Source organism: Massilia soli (genome assembly GCF_016809835.1).
Lineage (GTDB): Bacteria > Pseudomonadota > Gammaproteobacteria > Burkholderiales > Burkholderiaceae_D > Telluria_A > Telluria_A soli.
Window position 1 is genome coordinate 499,285 of record NZ_JAFBIL020000003.1, and the last position, 21,596, is coordinate 520,880.

Here is a 21,596-nt window from a genome sequence, read left to right on the forward strand (position 1 = left end):
TGAAGACAGACAGCATGCAAAAATTCCTCCTGATCGCCGCCGCCCTTGGTCTCGCTGGTTGCGGCACGCCGTCCGAGCGCGCAACGTATGACAAGATCAGCGCGGAAGTGGCCGGCGCCGCCGCCAAACCCGTGAGCCCGACCAGGGTCGACGATGCGGTCGCTAACGCCTTGCTACCGCCTGCCGCGGCGCTCGCCGCGCAGTTGCCGAAGGCGCGCCCGGCGTTGGAGGAGCGCTTCAATGTGTCCTTCAACAACGTGCCGGCGCAACAGTTCTTCAACTCGCTGGTCGCGGGCACACGCTACAACATGCTGGTGCATCCGGAAGTTGCCGGCACCATTACGGCCAACCTGAAGGACGTGACGATGGTCGAGGCGCTCGACGCGGTGCGCGAGCTGTACGGTTACGAATACAAGATCGAGGGCACGCGCATTTCGATCAAGCCGCTGACGATGCAGACCCGCATGTTCCAGGTGAATTACCTGATGGGCGCGCGCAAGGGCACGTCGAACCTGCGCGTGACCTCGACCTCGGTCGCCAATGCGGGCATCAGCAACAGCGGCGGCAGCAATAACGGCAACAACCAGAACAACAATAACAACAACCAGGACGATGCCGGCGGCACCGGCAGCCGCGCCGCGTCGGACAGTTCCAGCGTCAACACCACGTCGAGCAATGACTTCTGGGCCGACCTGAAGGCGTCCATCGAAGCCATCGTCGGCGCAGCCGAAAAGGGCGGGCGCAGCGTTGTCATCAGCCCGCAGTCGGGCGTGCTGGTGATCCGCGCGATGCCGGAAGAACTGCGCAATGTCGACCGCTACCTGAAAGCGACCCAGCTGTCGGTGGACCGCCAGGTCATCCTCGAAGCCAAGATTCTCGAAGTGGAACTGAACGACAGCTTCCAGAGCGGCATCAACTGGGCCTCGTTCGCTTCGTTCAAGAGCTCGCACGACAACCGCGTGTCGACCGGCTATGTCGGTCCGGGCACCACCCTGGCGCCATTGCCGTTCAATGGCGGCCAGCCGCCGACGATCTCGGACGCCACCGGCCTGCTGGCGTCCACGGGCTTCGCGCTGGCCAACGCCAGCAGCCTTGGCAACTCGCTGTTCGGACTGGCCTTCCAGACCAATAATTTCGCCGCGCTGATTTCCTTCCTGGAATCGCAAGGCACGGTGCACGTCCTGTCGAGCCCGCGCGTGGCGACCCTGAACAACCAGAAGGCCGTGCTGAAGATCGGCACCGACGAGTTCTACGTCACCGGCGTGACCACGACCACCAACACCAGCGCGACCGGCAACACCGTGACGCCTAGCGTGACCTTGCAGCCATTCTTTTCCGGCGTGGTGCTCGATGTGACGCCGCAGATCGACGACAAGGGCAACATCATCCTGCACGTGCACCCGTCGGTCAGCCAGGTCACCACGGTTACCAAAGGCATCAACCTGGGCAGTGCGGGTAACCTGAGCCTGCCACTGGCAGCCTCGTCGACGTCCGAAATCGATAGCATGGTGCGCGGCCAGAATGGCCAGGTCGTGGCAATCGGCGGCCTGATGCGCCAGGCGTCGACCAACGACCGCTCGCAAGTGCCGGGCGCCGGCAACCTGCCGGTGATCGGCAACCTGTTCCGCAACAAAGCCAATGTGAACCAGAAGCGCGAGCTGGTGGTCCTGATCAAGCCGACGATCGTCGAAAGCGGCGCCAACTGGAACCAGGACCTGCTCGACACCAGCCGCCGCATCCAGGACCTGGACCCGGGCAACCAGAGGCGCCAGTAATGTACAGCGAGCACTTCGGCCTGCGCGAAGTTCCGTTCAGCATTACGCCTGATACGAGCTTCTTTTTCACCAGCCCGCATTCCCAGGAAGCGCTCAACACGCTGCTGGTGGCGGCGCGCAATGGCGAAGGCTTCATCAAGATCACCGGGGAAGTCGGTACCGGCAAGACACTGCTGTGCCGTAAGTTCATGGCGACCCTGGGCGACGATTTCGTTACCGCCTACATTCCCAATCCCTACCTCGAACCGCGCACGCTGATGCTGGCGCTGGCCGACGAATTGTCGATCGAGCTGGCCAAGGACGTCGACCAGCACCAGCTGATCAAGGCGCTGATGATGCGCCTGATGGGGCTGGCGGGGGAAGGCAAGCGCGTGGTGCTGTGCCTGGACGAAGCGCAGGCAATTCCGGTGGTGAGCCTGGAAGCGCTGCGCCTGCTGACCAACCTGGAAACGGAAAAGCGCAAGCTGCTGCAGATCGTCATGTTTGGCCAGCCTGAACTGAACCGCAAGCTGGAGCTGGAATCGATTCGCCAGCTGGCCCAGCGCATCATTTTCCACTACCACCTCGGGCCGCTGGGCAAGGATGACCTCGACTACTATCTGGCGCACCGGCTGCGCGTTGCCGGCTATTCGGGCTCGCGGCTGTTCAGCCGGGGCGCGGTAGCGAAACTGTACCGCGCCAGCGGCGGCATCCCCAGGCTGGTCAATATCCTCGCGCACAAATCCTTGATGGTGGCGTACGGCCAGGGCAAGCAAGAGGTCAGCCGCGCCCATGTGGTGCTGGCGGCGCGCGATACCATCACCACCCGGCGCCGGCTGTGGCCGTTGGCCACCGCCGCCTGTTCGCTGCTGGCCGCTGCCGGCGGCCTTGTATGGGCGCTGTCCAAATGAGCTTGATCAACAAGATGCTGCAAGACCTGGACGCGCGCGGCTCCGCGCCGGGCGCATCGGCGCAGAGCAACCTGAAATCGGTCACCCACGAGCGCAACCCGCAGATGGTGGCTGTTGGCATCGCCGCCGCAGTGGCCCTGGCCCTGGCCTTGGCCGCCGGGATCGGCTATTGGTGGGTCAAGCGCAACCCGGCCCCGATGGTCATCGGGCCGACCGTGACGGCGCCGGCAACCGCGATCCAGCCGATGCCGCCGGAAGTGGTCGACAACCTGCCGTCGCCGACGCCGATCATCGACGTCCAGCCAGTTCCCGCGCCTGCGCCGGAACAAGAGGCGGCGCCGGAAGCGGAACCGCTAGCGCCGGTCGAGGTCGCATCAATCGAAAAGCCGAAGCGCGCGGTGCGCGTTGCAGCGGCGCCAAAGCCGGTTGTCGAGGAAGCCCGGGCCGCGACGCCGCCGCGCGCGGCACTGGTACGCATGCAGCCAGCCGCTGAAGCCGGGCGCCAGATGACGGCGCGGCAGCGCGCCGAAAGCGAATACAACCGCGCCTTGGCCAACTTGCAGGATGGCCGGATTGGCGACGCCATGGCCGGCTTTGAACAAGCGATCAGCATCGAGTCGCGCCATGAAGCCGCGCGCCAGACCCTGGTGGGCTTGCTGGTGGAACGCGGACGCAAGGGACCGGCCATGCGCGTGCTGCAGGACGGCTTGCGGCTTGATCCGCGCCAGCCAGCCATGGCAATGCTGCTGGCGCGCCTCCAGATTGAAGGCGGCACGTCCGGCATCGATACCCTGATGCGCACCTTGCCGCATGCGCAAGGCAACGGCGAGTACCATGCATTTCTCGCCGGCGCCCTTGCGCGCGACGAGCGCCACCGTGAGGCGGCCGACCAATATCAGGCGGCCCTGCGCACCGCGCCGGGCAATGGCGTCTGGTGGATGGGCCTGGGGATGTCGCTGCAGGCCGACATGCGCACCGCCGAGGCCTTGGTCGCTTACGATCGCGCGATCCAGTCATCGGCACTGACCCCGCAACTGCGTGCATTTGTCGAGCGCAATATTGCGCTGCTGTCGCGCTAACTTTCTGGAGCAACGATGCTGAAATTATGTGGCTTTGCCGCTAGCAATTACTACAACAAAGTCAAACTGGTGCTGCTTGAAAAAGATGTGCCGTTCGAGGAATGCGTGACGCTGGGGACGCCGAAGACCGAGATCCTGACGAAGTCGCCGCTGGGCAAAGTGCCGTACCTGGAAACGGAAGACGGCACCCTGGCCGAATCGCAAGTGCTGGTCAATTACATCGAGGCGCGCTATCCGCAGCCGGCGTTGCTGCCGGCCGACCCGTTCCGCGCGGCCAAGGTGCAGGAGCTGGTCATGTTCATGGAACTGCACCTCGAACTGGTCGTGCGCGAACTGTACGGCGAAGCGTTTTTTGGCGGCAAAGTGTCGGAGAGCGCCAAGGAGCGCGTGCGCAAGCAGCTCGACAAGAACATCGCCGCGTTCGCGCAGCTTGCGAAGTTCTCGCCCTATGTGGCGGGCGATGAATTCACGCTGGCCGACTGCGCCGCGGTATGCCACCTGCCGCTGGCGATGTCGGCCACGAAGAAAGTTTACGGTGAAGACCTGCTGGCGGCACTGCCGGTGAAAGACTACCTGAAACGGCTGGGCGAACGGCCAGCCGTTGCGAAAATCAACGCCGACCGGATCGCCAGCATGCCGGCGTTTATGGCGTCGTTCGCCAAATAATCAGACCGCGGCTGCGTCGCCCCAGACCTGGCGCATGCTGAAGCGCAAGGCGGCATTGTCTTCGTGCAGCACTTCGGCAATGGCGAACAGCGGTTCACGCGTGCTGCGCCGCTCGATCGGCGCAAACGGTACACCGGCCGGATCGCGCATCGAATAAACGTGGCGCGCGCCGTCGGGACCGCTGCGGTGGGACACCACCCCGGTTTCGCCATTCTTCAAGCGTACCAGGGTGCCGGGCGGATACTGCCCAATTTCTTGTTCGAAGGCCGCCACCAGCCACGCCTGGCTGCACTCGCCGCATAGTTTCTTGAGAGCGTCCGGCGCCAGCATCGAGCGGCGGTAATTGCGCGCCGACACCAGGGCGCAATAACGGTCGGCCATGCCGACCAGCCGCGCGCCGTCCGGAATGGCGCCGGCGCTGCGGCCCTCCGGATAGCCGCTGCCATCGTCGAGTTCGTGATGGGACAGCACGCAGGCGATCCATTCCTCGTCGTCGATGTCGGCGCGGCGCAGCAACTCCGCGCCTTCGGTCGGGTGGCGCAGGATCGCGCGGCGCTCGTCGTCGCTGAGCGGCCCGTCTTTCAGTTGGAAAATTTCAGCCAGTCGCATCATGCCAGCGTTCATCGTGAGGGCGGACACGACAATGCGGCTGGTCTCGGCGGGACTATGTTCCATCACCGGCGAGATCAGCGCGCACACGACCGCGGCTTCGACGCAATGGCGCACCGCATAGGGGCCGGCGATCTGGTTCAGGAAAATGGTGGCGAGGGCAACGTCGGGCGACTGGTGCGCCGCGGCAATCACGCCGCTGGCGATGGCGCGCAGTTCGGTCTCGGCATTGTCGCCGTTGCCCAGCGATTGCAAGACCCGGTCAAGGCGCTGGGCCAGCTGGTTCAGGCTGCGCAGGACCGAGACCTGCCCGGCGCTGACGGCGTGTTCTGCTTGCATGTCTGCCATTGCATTCCCTACGTTGGTCTTACAAGCTGGACAAGCGCTCCAGCGCCAATTGCAGTGTCTCATCCTTCTTGGCAAAACAGAAACGCACGATGCCCGATTCTTTCGGCTCGCTGTAGAAGGCCGACACCGGTATCGCCGCGACCTTGATCTCGCTGGTCAGCCACTCCGAAAACGCGGCCTCGTCAAGCGCCGAGATGGCGTCGTAGCGCACGCACTGGAAGTAGGTGCCATCGGCCGGCAGCAAGGTGAAGCGTGAACCCGACAAGCCTTCGCGGAACAAGTCGCGCTTGCGCTGATAGAACGCCGGCAGCTCACGATACGGCGCCGGGTCGGCCATGTAACTGGCAATTCCGTGCTGCATCGGCGTGTTGACCGTAAAAACATTGTACTGATGGACCTTGCGAAACTCCATCATCATCGGCTTCGGTGCGGCAACGTAGCCAACTTTCCAGCCGGTGACGTGGTAGGTCTTGCCAAAACTGGAAATAACGAAGGACCGCGCGGCCAGTTCGGGATGGCGGCAGACCGATTCGTGGCGGACGCCGTCGAACACCATGTGTTCATAGACTTCATCCGACAGCACCAGGATATCGGTGCCGCGCACGATGTCGGCCAGCGCGTGCAGGTCGGCTTCGCGCAGGATTGCGCCGGTCGGGTTGTGCGGCGAATTGATGATGATCAGGCGGGTGCGCGGGGTCACGGCGGCAGCCAGCGCCGGCCATGGCACGCTGTAGCCATCGTCGCCCAGCGCCATCGACACCGGCACGGCCACGCCGCCAGCGAGCGCGATATTCGGCAAGTAGCAGTCGTACGCCGGCTCGATGACGATGACTTCGTCGCCCGGATGCACGCAGCACAGGATGGCCGTCTGCACCGCCTGGCTGGCGCCGCTGGTGATGGTGATTTCGGCCAGCGGGTCGTAGGCATGGCCGTACAGCGCCGCCACCTTGGCGGCAATGGCCTCGCGCAACGCCGGCACGCCGGCCATCATCGGATACTGATTGTGCCCGGCGCGCATGGCGTCCGCGACCAGGTCAAGCAAGCGCGGGTCGCACGCGAAATCGGGGAAGCCCTGTCCCAGGTTCACCGCGCCATGTTCGGCAGCCAGCGCCGACATGCGGGTGAAAACGGTGGTGCCGACTGCCGGCAGCTTGGTGCGCAGGGGTGGGGTATTCATAAAGCCTGGAAAATGATGGACCGATTTTTCATTCTAGCTCAGCTTCGGCCAGCCGTGCTTTCACCCATGCTTCCGGCAACATGATCCGGAACAAACCGGCCTGCGCCGTCTTGCGCGCCAGCTTCAGCAAGGCCTTGTCCTTGGTGATCAGGATCTCGGCCCCGGCGTCGCGCGCCACCTCCAGGAATTTCTGGTCGTCCTTGTCGCTGCACACCGGCAAGCGCACCAGGCTGGGCGCCGGCGCCACCACCTTGATCAGGGCGTCGAAGCGGGCGGCCGACTGCGGACGGCTGGCCTCGTCGAGGGGCAGGTGAGGGTAGTGCAGTACCACATGGTACTCATCGCGGCAGTCGAAGCGGGTCACCACCTCCAGCGCGCCGCTTTCCATATCGGCCAGCAGCGTGTTCCAGCGCGGGTCGTGGAACACGAACAGGTCGAGGCATACATTGGTATCGATGACGATGCGTTTCGCTGGAGCAGGTATCATGTCGGATTGTTTATCGTTTGGTTAGTCAATTAATTCTATGCTGATTGTTTTGTCGCCCGCAAAATCGCTCGACCTCGAAACGCCTCCCACCACCAAGCTGCACACCACGCCGGATTTCCTGCCCCGCTCGCGCGAGCTGATCGACGTGCTGCGCACCTACTCGCCGGCTCAGGTCGGCAGCCTGATGAGCATCTCGGACGCCTTGTCGACGCTGAATGTCGGCCGCTATGCCAGCTGGAACGAAGACCCGGCCGACGGCCGCCAGGCCATCATGACGTTCAACGGCGATGTCTACGACGGCTTCGACGCGCGCACCCTGAAGCCGAAGCAGCTGGCGTATGCGCAATCGAAGCTGCGCATCCTGTCCGGCCTGTACGGCGTGCTGCGCCCGCTTGACCTGATCCAGCCGCACCGGCTCGAAATGGGCACGCGCCTGTCAACCGCGCACGGCAAGGACCTGTATGCCTTCTGGGGCGACACTGTTACCGGCAAGCTGAACGAGGTGATTGCTGAGCAAGACGCCAAGGCGGTGGTGAACCTGGCGTCGGAAGAATACTTCAAGTCGGTCAAGCCGAAGCTGCTGTCGGTGCCGGTGATCACGCCGGTGTTCGAAGACTGGAAGAACGGCAAGTACAAGATCATCTCGTTCTTTGCCAAGCGCGCCCGCGGCATGATGGCGCGCTACGCGGCGGTGAAAGGGATCACCGATCCCACCAAGCTCAAGCGCTTCGACATGGACGGCTACGCCTACGTCAAGGAAGCCTCGAACGAATCAAGCTGGGTATTCCGCCGCAAGATTGCTTGATTTCTTCTTGGGGGGCAGATCCGACATTCGGACATGTTAGGTCCGAAATGTCCGAATGCCGGAACTGACCCCAGGGGGACAAAAAATTACTTGCCGCCCCAGAATTTCCACCACTGCTTGCCCTGTGCATTCGGGTTCAGGAAGCGGCTGTCCGGGAACGTCTTGACGAACACGCGGCGGGCGTCGTCGCGCAGCTCGGGCATGTTGAGCTTGTCGTAGCTCTGGACCATGATCCACAGTGCTTCTTCGATCGCCGGCGCGTCCTGGTAATCCTGCACGGCATTCTGTGCGCGATTCAGCGAGGCGAGGTAGGCGCCGCGGCGGTAGTAGTAGTTGGCAACGTGTACTTCGTACTGCGCCATCGCATTGACCAGGTACTTCATGCGCGCGATCGAATCTTCGCGGTAGACACTGTTCGGGAATTTGTCGACCAGCGCCTTGAACGCGGCAAACGATTCGCGCGTTGCCTTCGGGTCGCGCTCGGTTGGGTCCTGGGTGTACAGCACGCCAAGGAAGCCAACCTGGTCATTGAAGCTGATCAGGCCGCGCAGGTAGTACATGTAGTCGACCGCCGCGTGGTTCGGGTGCAGCTTGATGAAGCGTTCGACCGCTGCCAGCGCCTGTGCCTGGTCCTGGGTCTTGTAGTGCGCGTAGGCGATTTCCATCTGCGCCTGGGCGGCGTAGGTGCCGAACGGGTAGTTGGATTCGAGGCGTTCAAACAGCTTGATCGCGCTCTCGTAATGACCGCCGGTCATTTCTTCGCGCGCCTCAGCGTATAATTTCTCCACTGTCCAATTTTTGCTCGCGTCGGTTTTCTCCGGGAGCAAGCTGCAAGCGGACAAACCAAGCAGAAGGAACGAAGCAACAACTACTTTCAATTTTTTTTGCATATCTTTTTGCAAGAATGATTCGAGTTTCAACGAAAGGCTGATTATAGCCGATGGGAATGCTGTGATATTAACTCCAACGCCGATTTCGGCGGATTTACCTGAAGACCCGGACTTTGACGATGAGCTGGACGTTGAACTGACGCCCGCCATGGTCGGCTCCGACCTGTCCCCGATTACCCTGGCACTCACGCCGGATGCATGCGGCCAGCGCCTCGACAAGGTCGTCGCCGGCCTGGTGCCGCAATTTTCGCGCAGCCGCATCCAGCAATGGTTTGACGGCGGGCATGTGCTCGTCGACGGCAAGCCAAAGCGCGGCAAGGATACCGCGTATGGCGACGAAGCGGTCGTTATCGTGCCACAAAGCGCGCCCGAAGACCAAGCCTACACGCCTGAAGCAATCGACCTCGACATCGTGCACGAGGACGAACACATCATCGTCGTCAACAAGCCGGCCGGCCTGGTCGTGCATCCTGGCGCGGGCAACTGGGCCGGCACCTTGCTCAACGGCCTGCTGCATCATTGCCCGCAACTTGCCAATGTGCCGCGCGCCGGCATCGTGCACCGCCTCGACAAGGACACCAGTGGCCTGATGGTGGTCGGCAAGACGCTGGCGGCGCAGACCGACCTGGTGCGCCAGTTGCAGGCGCGCACCGTCAAGCGCGAGTATTTCGCGCTGGTCTGGGGCACGCCGCAGCTGTCGGGCACCATCGATGCTTCGATGGGCCGCCACCCGAAGGACCGCGTCAAGATGGCGGTGTCGACCAACTTCTCGGCCAAGCCGGCGATTACCCATTACCAGCGCCTGTCCAGCGGCGTGCTGGAAGGCCGTCCGGTCAGCCTGGTGCAGTGCCAGCTTGAAACCGGGCGCACCCACCAGATCCGCGTGCACATGATGTCGATCGGCTTTGCGCTGGTGGGCGACACCGTGTACGGCAAGCAGCATCTGGCGCCGTTCTTCCATCGCCAGGCGCTGCAGGCGCGCCGCCTTGGACTGGTGCATCCCGGCACCGGCGAGGACTGGGAGTGGATCGTGCCGCTGGCCGGCGATTTCGCCGAGCTGATCGCCCAGTGCGGCATTCCCGAACCTGAAGCGGCATGACGCAAGCATCAAGCATCACGCCCGACTGGCCTGACGCCCCCGCCAACATCGGGGCGATGGCCACGCTGCGCGCGGGCGGCGTCAGCACCGGCCCCTACGATGACGGCCGCGGCGGCGGCGGGCTGAACCTGGGCCTGCATTGCGGCGACGATGCCGTGGCGGTCCGCGAGAACAGGGCACGGCTGCAAGCGCTGCTGCCCGCGTCGCCGGCCTGGACCTCGCAGGTGCACGGTATCGCGGTGGCCGACGCAGCCACCGTGGTGCCGGGCGCGGCGGTTCAGGTTGCCGATGCCGCGGTGTCCGATCGCCGCGGCGTGGTCTGCGCGGTGATGACCGCCGATTGCCTGCCGGTGCTGTTTGCCGATCTGGAAGGCAAGGTGGTCGGCGCCGCCCACGCTGGCTGGCGCGGCCTGGCCGCTGGCGTGCTGGGCGAAACCGTGGCGGCGATGCGCGCGCGCGGCGCCGGCGAGATCACGGCCTGGCTGGGCCCGGCGATCGGCCCGCAGGCGTTCGAGGTGGGCACTGACGTGCTGGACAGTTTTATGGCCGGCGCGCGCGGCACTCTAGAAATTGAACAGGTGAGGGCGGCGTTCGCGCCATACCCCGGCCGGGAAGGCAAGTACTTCGCCGATATGTATGCGCTGGCGCGCTTGTTCCTGGCGCGCGAGGGCATCAGCCGGGTTTCCGGCGGGACGCACTGCACCTTCACCGAGCGCGACAGCTTCTATTCGTACCGGCGTGATCATGTTACCGGCCGTCAGGCGAGTTTGATCTGGCTCAAGTAGAGCAGGCTGGCTTGCCCAATACTGCTCACTTCATCACGGCGACGTGCCCGTGCCATCGTCACCCGCTGCAGCCGGGGCCGAAGCCGCTGCCGCGCGTGCGGCCTTCGCTTGCGCCGCGCGCTTGCGGCGACCAGAGCCTGTAAGATAGTAAAGTATTGATAATGGCAACACGCAGTAGCCGAGGAAGGTCATGACGCCGGCGACGATCGAGGTCTCGGTCAGGGACATCAGCGCGACCACGTAGATCCAGGCTATTGCAACGATCAACATAGGTTTTCCTTCATTTGAAACACGTTTTTAACAATGGATGCCCACATGAATATGCCCGATCCGCAAGCGATGGCCTCGGCCTGGATGACGCAGTTTGCCAATCCCCAGGGATGGCAGTCGTGGTTTCAGATGCCAGCGCAAAGTGCCAACCCCCTGGCCGGCATGATGAAGGACGCCGGCGTTTCGATCAAGCCGGAAAAACTGGAGGCGCTTCGCACCGACTACCTGCAAAAGGCGGGCGCGCTCTGGCAGGATTTTATCGCATCGCGCAAGCCGGTCCTGTCGGACAAGCGTTTCTCGGCGCCTGAGTGGCAGGCGAATCCGCTGACCGCTTACCACGCCGCGTCCTACCTGCTCAATGCCGAGTTCCTGGCCGCGCTGGCCGAGGCCGTCGATGCGCCGCCGCGCGAGCATCAGAAGATCCGTTTCGCCGTGCAGCAGATGGTCGATGCGATGTCGCCGGCAAATTTCCTGGCGACCAATCCAGAGGCGCAGCAAAAGCTCATCGACAGCAAGGGCGAAAGCCTGACCAAGGGCCTGAGCAACATGCTCTCCGACATGCAGAAGGGCCGCATTTCGCAGTCCGACGAGTCGGCGTTTGAAGTTGGCCGCAATGTCGCCACCGCGCCCGGCCACGTGGTGTTCGAGAACGACTTGTTCCAGCTGATCCAGTACGACCCGGTCACGCCCGCCGTGCATCAGGCGCCGCTGCTGATTGTCCCGCCGTGCATCAACAAGTTCTACATCCTCGACTTGCAGCCTGAGAACTCGGTAGTGCGTTATGCGGTGGAGCAGGGCAATACCGTCATGCTGATGTCGTGGCGTAACCCGGACAAGTCGATGGGATCGCTGACCTGGGACGATTACGTCGAAACCGGCGCCATCAAGGCCATCGAAGTCACCCGCGCGATTTCCAAGCAGCCAAAAATCAATGCCTTCGGTTTCTGCGTCGGCGGCACCATTGTCGCCAGCGCGCTGGCGGTGCTGGCCGCTCGCGGCGACCAGGCCGCTTCCAGCGTCACCCTGCTGACGGCCTTGCTCGACTTTAAGGACACCGGCGTGCTCGACGTCTTCATCGACCCGACCCAGGTGGCCATGCGCGAGCAAGCGCTGGGCAACGGCGGTTTGATGCCGGGGCGCGACCTCGCCACGACCTTCTCGGCCCTGCGTCCCAACGACCTGGTCTGGAACTACGTGCAGTCAAACTACCTCAAGGGCAACGAGCCGCCGGCATTCGACCTGTTGTACTGGAATGCCGACAGCACCAACCTGCCAGGCCCGATGTTCTGCTGGTACCTGCGCAATATGTACCTGGAAAATAACTTGCGGGAAAGTGGCAAGCTGACGGTGTGCGGCGTGCCGGTCGACCTTGCCAGCATCGATGCACCGGTATTCGTGTTTGGCTCGAAAGAAGACCACATCGTGCCGTGGACCGCGGCGTTCGAGTCGATGGCCATCCTCAATCCAAAGAAGCCGAAAGCCAATCGCTTCGTGCTGGGCGCGTCGGGCCATATCGCGGGCGTGATCAATCCGGCATCCAAGAACAAGCGCAGCTACTGGACCAACGACAGCAACGGCAAGGCGCGCCCGGCCACGGCGAGCGCCTGGTTCGAGGGCGCAACCGAGCACAAAGGCAGTTGGTGGCCAGAATGGGCCAAGTTCTTGGCCGACAACGGCGGCAAGGACATCAAGGCGCCGGCCAAGCCTGGCAATGCGACCTTCAAGCCGATCGAGCCGGCCCCGGGACGTTACGTGAAAGTGCGTGGCGATTGAGGACTGTGGTCCGTGAACCACGGCAATCTTTATTGCCGTGTATTTACGCTTGGTATGCAGTGCAATAAATACTGCATCCCGCCCCACAAAGTGGTATGTTCCTGACTATTCACTCTCAAAACGCCGGAGTGGGCTTGGCAGGACGGCGGACCAACGTCCGCTTTTTTTTCGTAATCATTCAAATGCGCTGCGGCGCAATAGTGGAAACCTGAGATGAGTAGTGCAAAAAAGAGCGCTGAACGCCTGATCAAGAAGTACCCTAACCGTCGCTTGTATGACACACAGACGAGTTCGTACATTACTTTGTCAGATGTAAAACAATTGGTGCTGGATGGAGACGAATTTACAGTGGTTGACGCGAAGACCAGCGACGACCTGACGCGCAGCATCCTGCTGCAGATCATCCTGGAAGAGGAAGCGAACGGCGCGCCGATGTTCTCGAGCGTGGTGCTGTCGCAGATCATCCGTTACTACGGCCACGCGATGCAGGGCATGATGGGGTCTTACCTGGAAAAGAACGTCCAGGCCTTTACCGACATCCAGAACAAGTTCACCAGCGGTGCCGGCGGCGGTTACGAGGGTAAGCCGTTCAGCCCTGAAATGTGGACCCAGTTCATGAACGTCCAGGGGCCGATGATGCAAGGCATGATGAACAACTATATCGACCAGAGCAAGAACCTGTTCGTGCAGATGCAGGAACAGATGCAGTCGCAAAGCAAGAATATCTTCGGCACCTTCCCGTTTGTACCGGTGGTACCAGTCGATAAAAAATAAGCAAGTCCCGGGCTGCGCCGGAGCCACCCGATCGGGTCTCCGGCGTACATCGCCCAACATCGCGGCATTGCAGTGCGGTACAATAGCCGATTCCCCTGCAATTTCCCTGCTCCCCCATGTCCGAACTCCGCCGTATCCCCGTTCCCGCACCAGATCCTGTCGTCGGCATCCCAGCCGCCGCACCCAAGGTAGGTTTCGTCTCGCTCGGCTGCCCGAAGGCGCTGGTCGATTCCGAACAGATCCTGACCCAGCTGCGCGCCGAAGGCTACGATACGGCCAAGTCGTATGAGGGCGCCGACCTCGTCATCGTCAATACCTGCGGCTTCATCGACGCCGCCGTGCAGGAGTCGCTCGACGCCATCGGCGAGGCGATTGCCGCCAATGGCAAGGTCATCGTGACCGGCTGCCTGGGCGCCAAGAAAGACGCGGCCGGCGACGACATGATCATGAAGATCCACCCGAAAGTACTGGCCGTCACCGGCCCGCACGCGGTTGGCGAGGTCATGAACTCGGTCCACCTGCACCTGCCGAAGCCGCACGAGCCGTTTTTCGACCTGGTGCCGCCGCAAGGCATCAAGCTCACGCCGAAGCACTACGCCTACCTGAAGATTTCCGAAGGCTGCAACCACCGCTGCAGCTTCTGCATCATCCCGTCGATGCGCGGCGACCTGGTCTCGCGCCCGATCGCCGACCTGATGCTCGAAGCCGAAAACCTGTTCAAGGCCGGCGTCAAGGAACTGCTGGTGATCTCGCAGGACACCAGTGCCTACGGCGTCGACGTCAAGTTCCGCTCGGGCTTCTGGAATGGCCGCCCGGTCAAGACCCACATGACGCAGCTGGTGGAAGCGCTCGGCCAGCTGGCCAAGCAGTACGGCGCCTGGGTTCGCCTGCACTATGTCTATCCGTATCCGCACGTCGACCAGGTCATCCCGATGATGACCGGCGAGAACATCCTGCCTTACCTCGATATTCCGATGCAGCACGCCCACCCGGATGTCCTCAAGCGCATGAAGCGCCCGGCCAGCGGCGAGAAGAACCTCGACCGCATCCAGGCATGGCGCGCGATGAACCCGGATCTGGTGATCCGCTCGACCTTCATTGCCGGCTTCCCGGGCGAGACGGACGAGGAGTTTGAATACCTGCTCGACTTCCTGAAAGAAGCGCAGATCGACCGCCTGGGCTGTTTCGCCTATTCGCCGGTCGAAGGCGCGACCGCGAACGCGCTCGCCAACCCGGTGCCGGAGCAGTTGCGCGAAGAGCGCCGCGCCCGCGTGATGCTGTTGCAGGAAGAAATTTCGGCCAAGCGCCTGCAAGCGAAGATCGGCAAGACCGTGCGCGTGCTGGTCGACGAAGTCGGCGCCAAGGAAGCGATCGGCCGCTCGGCTGCGGATGCGCCTGAGATCGACGGCGTGGTGCATATCAAGCGCTCGCTGGTGCCGGGCAAGAAGCTGGTGGTGGGCGAGTTTGCCGATGTTGTCATCACCAACGCCGACGCGCACGATTTGTGGGCGTCTGTCGCTTAACCTACATTCAAAACGGCGGATGCGCTTCGCTTATCCGCCCTACGATAGCCGAACCGTAGGGCGGATAAGCGGAGCGCATCCGCCGAATTCAACCGTCGGCTCATGAAAAAATCCCTCCAGACCCAGCTGATCCACCCGGACTACACGGCTCCGGAGGGCTTTGACGCCTACCCGCCAGCCATTCACCACGCCTCCACGGTCCTGTTCAAGAACGTCGCCGCGATGCGCTCCGGCGACTGGAAAAACAAGACCGCCTACACCTACGGCCTGCACGGCACCCCAACCACCTTCACGCTTGAAGCCCGCCTGGCCGAGCTCGAAGGCGGCACCCACTGCCTGCTGGCCCCGAGCGGCCTGGCCGCGATCGCGATTGTCGACTTCGCGCTGCTCAAGACTGGCGATGATGTGCTGCTGCCGGAAAACGTCTACAACCCCAACCGTGAACTCGGCAAGTGGCTCTCTAACGATTTCGGCATTACTGCGCGCTACTACGACCCGATGATCGGCGCCGGCATCGCCGGCCTGATCCAGCCGAACACGAGACTGATCTGGGCCGAGGCGCCCGGCTCGGTATCGATGGAAGTGCCGGACCTGCCGGCGATCTGCGAGGCGGCGCACGCGCGCGGCGTGCTGGTCGCGCTGGACAATACCTGGTCCGCCGGCCTCGCGCTGCGCGGCTTCGACATGGGCGTGGACATCGTCATGCAGGCGCTGACCAAATACCAGTCGGGCGGCTCGGATGTGCTGATGGGTTCGCTAGTCACGCGCGACGCCGCCTTGAACGAGCGCCTGGCGGTGGCGCACATGCGCCTTGGCATGGGTGTCAGCGCCGACGACGCCTTCCTGGTCATGCGCGGTTTGCCGACCATGAAGCTGCGCTTTGAAGCGCATGACGCCAGCGCCCGCAAAGTGGCGGCATGGCTGAAGGCGCGCCCGGAGATCACCCGGGTGCTGCATCCGGCGTTTGAAGACTGCCCGGGCCACGCCACATGGAAGCGTGATTTTACCGGCGCCGGCGGCCTGTTCTCGGTGCTGTTCGATGCGCGCTACAGCGAAGAGCAGACCGACCGCTTCGTCGACAGCCTTTCGCTGTTCGGCCTCGGCTACAGCTGGGGCGGCGCCAACAGCCTGGTGATGCCGTACCGCATCCAGACGATGCGCCGCGACTGGCATGACGGCGGCACCCTGGTGCGCTTCAACATCGGCCTGGAAGACACGGACGACCTGATCGCCGACATCGCGCAGGCGCTCTCGGCCCTGTAAGGCTGGCCGTTAGACGTACTCGGCCTTGTTGTTGTTCAGGTCGATGAACCCGCGGATCAGCCGGTAAGCGTGCCAGATCCACGCCGCGCCCCAGATCACGAACGCCAGCGGCAGCCCGATAATCGTTGCAAACAACACCCATCCCAGCGCCATCCACGCCAGGTAATACCAGAACGTGCGGATCATCCACGTGTGGTGGCTGTGCACCAGCGAGCCCGCCGTATCCGGCCGCTTGATGTGGTTGACGATCACCGGCAGGATCGACAGCATGCCCAGCGAAAAGAAGAAGGTGATGCCGTGCGCAATGTAGAGGATGCGCGCCAGGTTCTTGGCGTCGGATGTGTCGTCGAGTACGAGTTGTTGTGACATGTGCGGCTCCTTTTACTGAAATTGTTATCGGGTTGTACTTGCCTGCAGCTGGGCCTGGGTCCAGGCGACGATGCCGCCGGCATCCATCGCCCCTGGCTGGCGCGCGACCTCGCGGCCATTGCGGAACAGCGCAAGCGTCGGGATCGAGCGGATATTGAAGCGCTCGCCCACGTCGGGAGCGCTTTCGGTGTCCACTTTCAGCAGCCGCACCATCGGTTCGAGCCGCTGCGCCGCTTGCTGGTAGGCCGGCGCCATGGTCCGGCACGGCCCGCACCACGGCGCCCAGAAATCGACCAGCACGGGAATGTCGCTGCGTCCGATGTGCTTGGCGAAGCGTGCGCTCGAGACATCGAGCGGCTTGGCCATGAACAGTTCGCGCGTGCACTTGCCGCAGGTGGGCTGGTCGCTCAAGCGCTCCTGGGCGAGACGGTTGACTGCGTCGCAGTGAGGGCAGACGATGTGTAGTGGTTCATTCATGGATTCCTCCCGCTGCAAAATGTGGTCAATATTGCCATTGTATGACAGATCGGCGTGCATGCTGTCCCGCTAGGTGCGCAGTCGTACAGAACCCGGCAAGGGCAAAGTTCAGACTGGCGCCATGACAGAAAACAGAACAGGCATCTGCAGGATCGGCTGCGCCGGCTGGACCATTCCACGCGGCGCAGCGGCGGCATTTCCCGGCGAGGGCAGCCACCTGGAGCGCTACGCGAGGGTGTTCGGCGGCGTCGAGATCAATTCCTCGTTCTACCGGCCGCATCGTCCCCAGACCTATGCGCGCTGGGCCGACAGCGTTCCGGACGACTTTCGCTTCTCGGTCAAGCTGCCGCGCACCATCAGCCACGACGCCGGCTTACGCGACATCGCCGTTCCGCTGGCGCAGTTCGCATCGGAAGTGTCGGCGCTGGGAGGCAAGCTGGGCTGCCTGCTGTTGCAGCTGCCGCCGAAGCTCGCTTTCGACGCCGGGGTCGCCGCCGATTTCTTCGACCGTGCCGCCGCCATGTTCGGCTGCATGATCGCCTGCGAGGCGCGCCACCCGGGATGGTTTGCGCCCGAAGCGACGGCGCTGCTGGCGGCGCGCAACATCACCCGGGGGATCGCCGACCCGGCCAAGGGCCAGCCAGGTGCGCATGAGCCAACCAGCGCCGACATCTATGTGCGCCTGCATGGTTCGCCAAGGATCTATTACTCGTCCTACTCGGACGACTATCTTGACGAACTGGGCCGCAACATGGCGGGTCATGCCAAGGCGGGCAGGGATGTCTGGTGTATCTTCGATAACACGGCGTCAGGGGCATCGGTGCCGAACGCCCTGGCGCTGGTCGACGCGCTGCGGGTCACGCCAGGATCGCGTCCAGTTCCTCGAGCTTGATCGGCTTGGTGCAGTGGTGGTCGAAGCCGGCATCAAAGGCGCGCTGGCGGTCGGCCTCGGAACCATAGCCGGTCAACGCCACCAGCACGATGCTGGCGGTGCGCGGCTCGGCCCTCAGCGCGCGCGCCACCGCGTACCCGTCCATCTGTTCCAGCCCGATGTCGATCAGCGCGATCTCGGGCTGCTGCGCGAGCGCCAGCGCGATCCCGGCGGGCCCGCTTTCGGCCGAATCGACCACGCAGCCGCGCAGCTCCAGCAGCATGGCCATCATCTCGCGCGCATCCACGTTATCTTCAATCAGCAGCACGCGCCGGCCGCTGGCGACGACCGCGGCGGCGCTACCCGGCGCCATGCCGGCGCCGCCGTCGAGCAGCGGCAGGCGCACCGTGACGACACAGCCCTGGCCGGTGCCAGCGCTGGCGATTGTCACGCTGCCTTCATGCAGGCCCACCAGCCGTCGCACCAGCGACAGGCCGATTCCCAGCCCGCCCTGCGCGCGCTGCAGCGTCTGGGCGCCCTGCACGAACACGTCGAACACGCTTGGCAGCAATTCCGCGTCGATACCCAGGCCTGCATCGCGCACCTGCAGTTCGGCCTGGCCGTCGTGCGTCCGCACGGACACTTCGATCAGGCCGCCCGCCGGGCTGTACTTGATGGCGTTGTCGAGAATATTGTCGATCACCTGGAGCAAACGGGTCGGATCGGCCAGCACCTGGGTCGGTTCGGTCGAGACGCGCACCTCGAAGCCTTCGGTCCTTCCGCCAGCTTGCAGCGTATCGACCGAGCGCTGCATCGCCTCGGCCAGGTCGGTCGGCATCTTTTCAAGCGTGAGCTTGCCCATCAAGGCGCGGTTTACTTCCAGCAAATCGTCGACCAGCTTGCGCAGGTGGTCGGTCTGGCGCCGCAACACCCCGTGGGTACGTTTCACCACGTCGTCGCCCAGTGGCCGGCCGCTTTCCAGGATGCTGACCGCGCTGGTGACGGCGCTGAGCGGGTTGCGCAGCTCGTGTCCGAGCATCGCCAGGAATTCATCCTTCGCATCGTTCTGTTGTTCGGCCTTGGCGCGTGCGCTCTTTTCGAGCACCAGCAAGGTATTGCGGTCGCTCTCGGCGTCCGCGCGCGAGCGCATTTCCGATTGCAGCCGGCGGCTGGCATCCATGATGGCGACATTGAGTTCGTCGAGTTCGTCGATGATCGACGGCGGCAGCGTGGCGACCGTATCGCCGCGGCCCAGCGACCGCGCGGCGTCCGAGGCGCGCCGGATAAAGGCGACCAGGCGCCGCCCTGTCATCATCGTCAGCGTCAGCGCGCCAAGGATCGCTATCAGCAGGCCGATCGCGACAACGCCGATGCCGTTCCAGACCGCGGCATCGAGCTCGCTGGCCGGCGCGCCGATGGCGATGGTCCAGCCCGACAAACGCGAATGCGTGAAGGCGTTGTACAGCGGGGTGCCTTCGGGGGTGGTGCTGGGCAGGCTGCCGCTGGCGGTGGCGTTGAAAGTGGCCAGCGCCTTCGGCGAGACCTTCTTGCCGACGTATTTTTCGTCGTCGTAGCGGCGTGCGATGAACACGCCATTGGTATCAAAAATGCCAATCAGCCAGCTGGCCGGAATCGCGCTCCCAGCAAATGCGTGCGAGAAGAACTTCGGCGAGAAGGCCTGCCCGATGATGTAGCGCTCGCCCGAAGGGGCGGTGATGGCGCGCTCGACCATCACGAAATTATTCTTGAGTTCGTTGCCCCAGCGGATCCCGCTGACGTTAGCCTTGCCGCTTGCCAGCAAGGCGTTGATTTGCACGGGGTCGTGGCGCTTGGGTAATGACCGGCCAAAAGGATGGCGCGTATTGACCAGCTGTTGGCCGTTCAGGTCGTACAGGATGATCCAGGCGCCGGGGCCAGCGTTGGCGGCACTTGCATCGGCATGAAAACGCTCCAGCGACCCGGCGCCGAGCGACTGCGATCGGCCCAGCACCTTCAGCACCGCGGTGGCGCGCTCGATATCGGCGTCGATCACCATCGCTGTCAGGCGGGCGCTTTCGTTGATGCGCTGGATGGCTGAGTCGCGCTGAGCATGGCTCAACATGTTAAGGGCGATAAAGCAGCAGATGGCGACCGGGATGACGATGCAAAACGCGAGGAGGAAGTAATGTGCGCGAAGTTTCATGCGTTCGGCTCGCGCTTCTGTGGCGTTCTTGACATCGGCAAACTGCTTCCTTGAGGTAAACGTAACAGGGGCCGATTTCCGGCCCCTGATTATTTCATGTTGTTACTCGGAAGACAATTCCCCGACATAAATATTCTGCCTAGCGGTGACGCCTGCCGTGATGCCCGCGATGTCGCCCGCTGCTGCCCCAGTGGCGGCCGAAAACGAAGCCAAGGCTCAGCGATACCGGTGGATAGTAATACGACGGCTGCGGTGCGTAAATTGGCGGAGGAACATATACCGGCTGCGGTACATACACCGGCTGGGTGGCATACGCTGGCGCGGACGAATATTCCACCCGCGCGCCATCCGGCGAGTTCGCGGCAACGCGCGCACCGGTACCCGGCGGAACTGGGGTCACGGAAACAACCCGCCACTGGGATGGGTCGGCCGGAGCCGGGTAGTTGCTGCCGTACTGCTGGCGTGGGCTTGAAGCGCAGCCGGCGAGCATGGCCGCGGCTGTAATGACGATAATTGTTCTCATGGCGCGGTCCTCCTGCTGGATACCACATCATAGGTAATTTTGCCGCGCTTCGCTTGCCGATTACCTTCTGTTACAACGCGAAACAACAGTGAAACGTGCCGAGCACGCCGGCATCATTGCGCCAGAATAGTCAGCAAGCCATCCAGGCCGCTGAAATTGAGGGCCACGTCGGCCTGCTGGTAGACCACTGGCTTGGCGCGAAACGCCACCGACAGGCCGGCCACTTTCATCATCTGCAGGTCGTTGGCGCCGTCGCCCATGACGATCGCGCGGTCCGGGCTCACGCCAAGCTGCGCGCAGATGCGCTCGACCGTGCGCTGCTTCTCGGCGGCGTCGACGATGCCGCCCACCACCCGGCCAGTGAGCTTGCCGTCGACGATCTCCAGCGCGTTGGCGTGGATGAAATCGAGGCCCAGGCGCTGTTGCAGGCGCTCGGTGAAGAAGGTAAAGCCGCCCGACACCAGCAGCGTCTTCAGGCCCGCTGCTTTCACCGCTGAAAGCATGCGTTCGCCGCCCATCGAGATCTGCAGGCGCTCTGCGTACACCCGTTCCAGTGCCGACGCGTCCAGGCCGCCGAGCAGGGCGACCCGGCGTGTCAGGCTATCGGCGAAATCGAGCTCGCCGCGCATCGCCGCTTCCGTGATCGCCGCGACCTGGGGTTTGAGGCCTTGCATGTCCGCGATCTCGTCGATGCATTCGATCGTGATCAGCGTTGAGTCCATGTCCATCGCCACCAGGCTGAAATCGGCGAGGGTGCGGCCGGGCGCGATGAAGGTCGCATCGACCTGTGCGGCGTGGGCGGCCAGTTCGATGGCCTGTTTCAGTTCCAGCGAATAGCCGAACTGCTCGCAGCGGATCGCCTGTTCGCCCAGCACGACAGTGCGTGCCGGTGCGGCAAGCGCGGCGATGCGTTCGAGGGCGGCGCGGTCCGCGCGCGGCCCTTGTAATACCAGGTTCATGT

General features: G+C 63.4%; 22 protein-coding genes. 12 read left to right on the plus strand and 10 right to left on the minus strand.

From position 1 onward, the window contains the following. The first annotated feature begins 14 nt into the window (after positions 1–14). Genes mshL through I4X03_RS09725 form a run of 4 tightly spaced genes read left to right on the plus strand, consistent with a single transcriptional unit; the run spans position 15 to position 4,410 of the window. Positions 15–1,775, plus strand: coding sequence for a pilus (MSHA type) biogenesis protein MshL (gene mshL / locus I4X03_RS09710; protein WP_223468013.1), 1,761 nt, complete (start codon positions 15–17; stop codon positions 1,773–1,775). Further along, positions 1,775–2,665 (plus strand): ExeA family protein, encoded by an 891-nt coding sequence (locus I4X03_RS09715; RefSeq protein WP_223468014.1) that lies wholly within the window; start codon positions 1,775–1,777, stop codon positions 2,663–2,665. The genes mshL and I4X03_RS09715 overlap by 1 nt, the downstream gene beginning before the upstream one ends. Next, positions 2,662–3,744, plus strand: a complete 1,083-nt coding sequence (locus I4X03_RS09720; RefSeq protein WP_223468015.1) for a tetratricopeptide repeat protein — start codon at positions 2,662–2,664, stop codon at positions 3,742–3,744. Before I4X03_RS09715 ends, I4X03_RS09720 begins: the two co-directional genes overlap by 4 nt. Before the next feature lie 15 nt (positions 3,745–3,759). Next, entirely contained in the window at positions 3,760–4,410 is a 651-nt protein-coding gene (locus tag I4X03_RS09725) for a glutathione S-transferase family protein (RefSeq protein ID WP_223468016.1), read from the plus strand. Here I4X03_RS09725 and I4X03_RS09730 read toward each other — a convergent pair whose 3' ends face one another. The 3 genes from I4X03_RS09730 to I4X03_RS09740 are packed head-to-tail and all read right to left on the minus strand — an operon-like array spanning position 4,411 to position 7,031. After that, entirely contained in the window at positions 4,411–5,367 is a 957-nt protein-coding gene (locus I4X03_RS09730; protein WP_223468017.1) for an HD-GYP domain-containing protein, read from the minus strand. A 19-nt stretch (positions 5,368–5,386) separates the two neighbouring features. Further along, on the minus strand, positions 5,387–6,544 hold the full coding sequence (locus I4X03_RS09735) for a pyridoxal phosphate-dependent aminotransferase (protein ID WP_223468018.1): 1,158 nt from the start codon (positions 6,542–6,544) through the stop codon (positions 5,387–5,389). 28 nt (positions 6,545–6,572) lie between these two features. Beyond that, complete coding sequence (locus tag I4X03_RS09740; RefSeq protein ID WP_223468019.1) at positions 6,573–7,031, minus strand: putative toxin-antitoxin system toxin component, PIN family; 459 nt, start codon at positions 7,029–7,031, stop codon at positions 6,573–6,575. 37 nt (positions 7,032–7,068) lie between these two features. Between I4X03_RS09740 and yaaA the strand changes: the two genes are divergently transcribed. Next, positions 7,069–7,836 carry a peroxide stress protein YaaA gene (yaaA, locus tag I4X03_RS09745; protein WP_223468020.1) on the plus strand — a complete coding sequence of 256 codons (768 nt, stop codon included), beginning with the start codon at positions 7,069–7,071 and terminating at the stop codon, positions 7,834–7,836. An 86-nt stretch (positions 7,837–7,922) separates the two neighbouring features. Here the strand turns inward: yaaA and I4X03_RS09750 are convergent, their stop codons facing one another. After that, on the minus strand, positions 7,923–8,726 hold the full coding sequence (locus tag I4X03_RS09750; RefSeq protein ID WP_223468021.1) for an outer membrane protein assembly factor BamD: 804 nt from the start codon (positions 8,724–8,726) through the stop codon (positions 7,923–7,925). 148 nt (positions 8,727–8,874) lie between these two features. Here I4X03_RS09750 and I4X03_RS09755 point away from each other — a divergent pair, with 148 nt between their 5' ends. Beyond that, positions 8,875–9,825, plus strand: a complete 951-nt coding sequence (locus I4X03_RS09755) for an RluA family pseudouridine synthase (protein ID WP_229428153.1) — start codon at positions 8,875–8,877, stop codon at positions 9,823–9,825. Continuing rightward, on the plus strand, positions 9,822–10,610 hold the full coding sequence (gene pgeF / locus I4X03_RS09760; protein WP_223468023.1) for a peptidoglycan editing factor PgeF: 789 nt from the start codon (positions 9,822–9,824) through the stop codon (positions 10,608–10,610). The genes I4X03_RS09755 and pgeF overlap by 4 nt, the downstream gene beginning before the upstream one ends. Before the next feature lie 33 nt (positions 10,611–10,643). Here pgeF and I4X03_RS09765 read toward each other — a convergent pair whose 3' ends face one another. After that, the gene (locus I4X03_RS09765; protein WP_223468024.1) at positions 10,644–10,880 is read right to left on the minus strand and encodes a hypothetical protein; all 237 of its coding nucleotides are present in this window, start codon (positions 10,878–10,880) and stop codon (positions 10,644–10,646) included. Between the two features lie 45 nt (positions 10,881–10,925). On the opposite strand from I4X03_RS09765, the gene phaC reads away from it, so the two are divergent. The 4 genes from phaC (at position 10,926) to I4X03_RS09785 (ending at position 16,213) form a co-directional block, all read left to right on the plus strand. Beyond that, complete coding sequence (gene phaC / locus I4X03_RS09770; protein ID WP_223468025.1) at positions 10,926–12,653, plus strand: class I poly(R)-hydroxyalkanoic acid synthase; 1,728 nt, start codon at positions 10,926–10,928, stop codon at positions 12,651–12,653. A 213-nt stretch (positions 12,654–12,866) separates the two neighbouring features. Continuing rightward, complete coding sequence (phaR, locus tag I4X03_RS09775; protein WP_223468026.1) at positions 12,867–13,427, plus strand: polyhydroxyalkanoate synthesis repressor PhaR; 561 nt, start codon at positions 12,867–12,869, stop codon at positions 13,425–13,427. Positions 13,428–13,543: 116 nt separating this feature from the next. Continuing rightward, positions 13,544–14,950, plus strand: a complete 1,407-nt coding sequence (gene rimO, locus I4X03_RS09780) for a 30S ribosomal protein S12 methylthiotransferase RimO (protein ID WP_223468027.1) — start codon at positions 13,544–13,546, stop codon at positions 14,948–14,950. Between the two features lie 102 nt (positions 14,951–15,052). After that, entirely contained in the window at positions 15,053–16,213 is a 1,161-nt protein-coding gene (locus tag I4X03_RS09785) for a cystathionine beta-lyase (protein ID WP_223468028.1), read from the plus strand. Between the two features lie 9 nt (positions 16,214–16,222). Here I4X03_RS09785 and I4X03_RS09790 read toward each other — a convergent pair whose 3' ends face one another. Then, a complete protein-coding gene (locus I4X03_RS09790; RefSeq protein ID WP_223468029.1) occupies positions 16,223–16,582 on the minus strand; it encodes a DUF4870 family protein in 360 nt (119 codons plus the stop codon). 24 nt (positions 16,583–16,606) lie between these two features. Next, positions 16,607–17,059: a thioredoxin TrxC gene (gene trxC / locus I4X03_RS09795; protein ID WP_223468030.1), complete on the minus strand. Its 453-nt coding sequence runs from the start codon at positions 17,057–17,059 to the stop codon at positions 16,607–16,609. 121 nt (positions 17,060–17,180) lie between these two features. Here trxC and I4X03_RS09800 point away from each other — a divergent pair, with 121 nt between their 5' ends. Beyond that, the gene (locus I4X03_RS09800) at positions 17,181–17,951 is read left to right on the plus strand and encodes a DUF72 domain-containing protein (protein WP_223468031.1); all 771 of its coding nucleotides are present in this window, start codon (positions 17,181–17,183) and stop codon (positions 17,949–17,951) included. Here the strand turns inward: I4X03_RS09800 and I4X03_RS09805 are convergent. The 3 genes from I4X03_RS09805 to serB form a co-directional block, all read right to left on the minus strand. Continuing rightward, a complete protein-coding gene (locus I4X03_RS09805; RefSeq protein WP_223468032.1) occupies positions 17,917–20,112 on the minus strand; it encodes a hybrid sensor histidine kinase/response regulator in 2,196 nt (731 codons plus the stop codon). The genes I4X03_RS09800 and I4X03_RS09805 overlap by 35 nt on opposite strands. Before the next feature lie 139 nt (positions 20,113–20,251). Beyond that, entirely contained in the window at positions 20,252–20,635 is a 384-nt protein-coding gene (locus I4X03_RS09810; RefSeq protein ID WP_223468033.1) for a hypothetical protein, read from the minus strand. A 113-nt stretch (positions 20,636–20,748) separates the two neighbouring features. Next, complete coding sequence (gene serB, locus I4X03_RS09815; protein WP_223468034.1) at positions 20,749–21,594, minus strand: phosphoserine phosphatase SerB; 846 nt, start codon at positions 21,592–21,594, stop codon at positions 20,749–20,751. Between the last annotated feature and the right edge of the window lie 2 nt (positions 21,595–21,596).

Excerpts from the sequence above, each read along its gene's own strand:
- rimO (WP_223468027.1), top strand. The coding sequence starts at position 13,544 with ATGTCCGAACTCCGCCGTATCCCCGTTCCCGCACCAGATCCTGTCGTC.
- I4X03_RS09790 (WP_223468029.1), bottom strand. The coding sequence starts at position 16,582 with ATGTCACAACAACTCGTACTCGACGACACATCCGACGCCAAGAACCTG.
- I4X03_RS09755 (WP_229428153.1), top strand. The coding sequence starts at position 8,875 with ATGGTCGGCTCCGACCTGTCCCCGATTACCCTGGCACTCACGCCGGAT.
- trxC (WP_223468030.1), bottom strand. The coding sequence starts at position 17,059 with ATGAATGAACCACTACACATCGTCTGCCCTCACTGCGACGCAGTCAAC.
- yaaA (WP_223468020.1), top strand. The coding sequence starts at position 7,069 with ATGCTGATTGTTTTGTCGCCCGCAAAATCGCTCGACCTCGAAACGCCT.
- I4X03_RS09730 (WP_223468017.1), bottom strand. The coding sequence starts at position 5,367 with ATGGCAGACATGCAAGCAGAACACGCCGTCAGCGCCGGGCAGGTCTCG.
- I4X03_RS09800 (WP_223468031.1), top strand. The coding sequence starts at position 17,181 with ATGACAGAAAACAGAACAGGCATCTGCAGGATCGGCTGCGCCGGCTGG.
- I4X03_RS09715 (WP_223468014.1), top strand. The coding sequence starts at position 1,775 with ATGTACAGCGAGCACTTCGGCCTGCGCGAAGTTCCGTTCAGCATTACG.
- I4X03_RS09725 (WP_223468016.1), top strand. The coding sequence starts at position 3,760 with ATGCTGAAATTATGTGGCTTTGCCGCTAGCAATTACTACAACAAAGTC.
- I4X03_RS09810 (WP_223468033.1), bottom strand. The coding sequence starts at position 20,635 with ATGAGAACAATTATCGTCATTACAGCCGCGGCCATGCTCGCCGGCTGC.
- I4X03_RS09750 (WP_223468021.1), bottom strand. The coding sequence starts at position 8,726 with ATGCAAAAAAAATTGAAAGTAGTTGTTGCTTCGTTCCTTCTGCTTGGT.
- serB (WP_223468034.1), bottom strand. The coding sequence starts at position 21,594 with ATGAACCTGGTATTACAAGGGCCGCGCGCGGACCGCGCCGCCCTCGAA.
- I4X03_RS09805 (WP_223468032.1), bottom strand. The coding sequence starts at position 20,112 with ATGAAACTTCGCGCACATTACTTCCTCCTCGCGTTTTGCATCGTCATC.
- I4X03_RS09785 (WP_223468028.1), top strand. The coding sequence starts at position 15,053 with ATGAAAAAATCCCTCCAGACCCAGCTGATCCACCCGGACTACACGGCT.
- mshL (WP_223468013.1), top strand. The coding sequence starts at position 15 with ATGCAAAAATTCCTCCTGATCGCCGCCGCCCTTGGTCTCGCTGGTTGC.
- I4X03_RS09765 (WP_223468024.1), bottom strand. The coding sequence starts at position 10,880 with ATGTTGATCGTTGCAATAGCCTGGATCTACGTGGTCGCGCTGATGTCC.
- I4X03_RS09720 (WP_223468015.1), top strand. The coding sequence starts at position 2,662 with ATGAGCTTGATCAACAAGATGCTGCAAGACCTGGACGCGCGCGGCTCC.
- I4X03_RS09735 (WP_223468018.1), bottom strand. The coding sequence starts at position 6,544 with ATGAATACCCCACCCCTGCGCACCAAGCTGCCGGCAGTCGGCACCACC.
- phaR (WP_223468026.1), top strand. The coding sequence starts at position 12,867 with ATGAGTAGTGCAAAAAAGAGCGCTGAACGCCTGATCAAGAAGTACCCT.
- phaC (WP_223468025.1), top strand. The coding sequence starts at position 10,926 with ATGAATATGCCCGATCCGCAAGCGATGGCCTCGGCCTGGATGACGCAG.
- pgeF (WP_223468023.1), top strand. The coding sequence starts at position 9,822 with ATGACGCAAGCATCAAGCATCACGCCCGACTGGCCTGACGCCCCCGCC.
- I4X03_RS09740 (WP_223468019.1), bottom strand. The coding sequence starts at position 7,031 with ATGATACCTGCTCCAGCGAAACGCATCGTCATCGATACCAATGTATGC.